Source organism: Belnapia moabensis DSM 16746, assembly GCF_000745835.1.
Lineage (GTDB): Bacteria > Pseudomonadota > Alphaproteobacteria > Acetobacterales > Acetobacteraceae > Belnapia > Belnapia moabensis.
This window is the reverse complement of sequence record NZ_JQKB01000240.1, coordinates 1-2,248: the sequence shown is the minus strand read 5'-3', so window position 1 is coordinate 2,248 and position 2,248 is coordinate 1. Positions and strand designations below refer to the sequence as shown.

The 2,248-nt window shown below is 65.1% G+C and carries 1 protein-coding gene; it reads right to left on the bottom strand.

The features are described from left to right. Nucleotides 1-150: 150 nt before the first annotated feature. Nucleotides 151-1,959, bottom strand: coding sequence for a di-heme-cytochrome C peroxidase (locus tag EP26_RS30550; RefSeq protein ID WP_052389898.1), 1,809 nt, complete (start codon nucleotides 1,957-1,959; stop codon nucleotides 151-153). Between the last annotated feature and the right edge of the window lie 289 nt (nucleotides 1,960-2,248).

Here is a 2,248-nt window from a genome sequence, read left to right as displayed (position 1 = left end):
CCGCGCTCGGAATACCCGTCACCGAAGCCGTAGGATGAGGCTGTCCGGGGAAAGGGGAACCCTAACCGTCAGCTCATTTGTGCAACAGAGCCGGCTTCCGCCCTTCGGGCGTGTTCGCAGGGCCGCGGAGCTGGTCTGCGAGGAGATGGGTCAGAGCGTCTTCATGTACTCCACGATGTCGCGCCTCTGCTGCTCGGTAAGCTCAGGCCCAATAACGCCGTTGCTGCGCGGGCCATTGCGGAATTCGTGTCCGCGGTTCGAGTTGCCGGGAATGGTGGTGTCAAATCGAAATCCACCCTCGAAGGCGGCCCTGGAGAACCCGACGTCTTTTGGATCGAACTCGCGACTCCCCACATAGAAAACCGTGTCGCGGCGATCCGCGGGCAGCAGCATCTGGTACAAGCTCGGGACTGACCCGTTGTGCAGGTAAGGCGCGGTCGCCCAGATGCCGTTGAGCGGACGTGCCCGGTATGCAAGCGGCGCGCGCCACTCATTAAGTCTGCCGCCGTTCATCTCCTCCCGGCCCGGCCGCACCGTCCCGCTGGGGTCAGTCCAAGTGCCGCGCTCCGGCACTCCGTTGACGTCATACCATTTGTTGATGACGTCGGTGGTCACGAGCCGCAGCCCCTCGCTCGCAGTCACCCGCTGGCCAGAGGGTAGGACCGCCGTTCGGGTGGCGAAGTTTCTGGCGGCCTTGGGGTCGGTGCCGATAGCCTGAAGACCCACCATCGTCACGCGAGGCGGGCTGGACTCGGCCCCCGGCGCGCCAGGCTGCCATGGCACATGGCAGCCCGCACAGAGCCGGCTGAACTCACCCCGGCCACGCTCCGCAGCAGCGCGGTCAATGGACCCCAAAATGTCTTCTTGCCAGGGCGGCGACTGCAGGCCTTGTCCAGGAGCCGGGCCGGAGAGCTGGCGCTCGAGGTCGTAGATGTTTTGGATTCTAACCGAAGATCTGTAGATCTGTTCCGGCGGTCCGGAGAGCTTCACCAGGGACCGGACGCCCATGGCCTCGGCGACGTTGCGTCCCATCGGCTGCTGGATGGCGCCATTGTACTGCACCCAGTCGAACCAGGGGGCATCCCACAGGGCCGGGTAGCTCACTGGCCCGTCCGCCACTGCCAAGTTCGAGGGATTTTGAGGCAAAGTGGCAAAGACGAAGTTCCCACCCCGGCCCAGCGCGTCCAACCGCCCGAAACCCTCCGCCACCGGGTAAAGCCGACGCTGCTGCGCAAGCCCTTTCTCGGTCGCGCCCGCATCCAAGGCGAGCTGGAGGCGGCGTCGCAGCCGCTCTCGGGCCTCCGGCGTGTCTGCCTCGCCGGTCGCGCCCAGCACTCGTCCCGCGAAGCGGGCGAAGCGGGGATCCGAGTGGTAGGTCATGTAGAGCGCGAGGCCGATCCGCTCTTGGAAGGCGCCGGTATCCGCCATCGAGGGCCCGCCATCGATCCGGATGGCTCGGCCTCGATACTCGACCTGGCCCGTGTGGCAGGCGGCGCAGGTCAGCCCGACCACCGCCTCAGTTTCGGAGGTGCCCTCATTCGCACCGAATTCGTCCTTGGCGAAGCCGATTGGCAAGCCATCGGGGTTGGCCGCCGAGGATGGGGATGGGATGAACCCGAGCCGCGGCAGGTAGTCCGCTTCGACGAACCGGGGCGCGGCGCCGGGCCAGCTGGGCTGGGGCTGCTCAAGCGCCATGAACCAGGCGTAGGGCATGATCTTAGTGCCCTGGGAGGTATGGTGGAACCATTGGCGCTGCGCCGTCGTCCAGTTCTGCTCGGCAATCTCCCGGATAGTCTCTGGTGGCTTGTACTCCGGAAGCCGTCCAGTGCATCCGACCGACGCCGCCGCAATGGTAAGTGCGGCCACGGTGCGGATCCGCCCTACGGGGTATCCCGTACCGCAATTTCGCTGCGGCGCGGTCCACTCGGCTTCACCGTGTCCCTTGGCGTGCAGAACCATGGCCTAGCTCCCTCCGAGGAAAGCAGATGCTAGGTCCGCATGATCGCGATTGCGACGCTATAGATTGTCTCGGTCGAATCCGACGCCGGGCGCTTCGTGGAGCGCGTCGTGCCAACCTGCGAACTTGCTGTTCGGGATGCCGCAGGCCGTGCCTCGCTTTACGTTTCGAGCAACGTAGCCGCAACAAAATCACGGCAGAACTCTACAACGACTATAATGTGGTGGGGACGCACCGGAACTGCTCCTTGCGTTCAGCCTTTCGGTCTCCGGCCCACGGAGTTGAAAATGC

Coding starts and splice junctions, on each gene's coding strand:
- EP26_RS30550 (WP_052389898.1), bottom strand. CDS start 1,959: ATGGTTCTGCACGCCAAGGGACACGGTGAAGCCGAGTGGACCGCGCCG.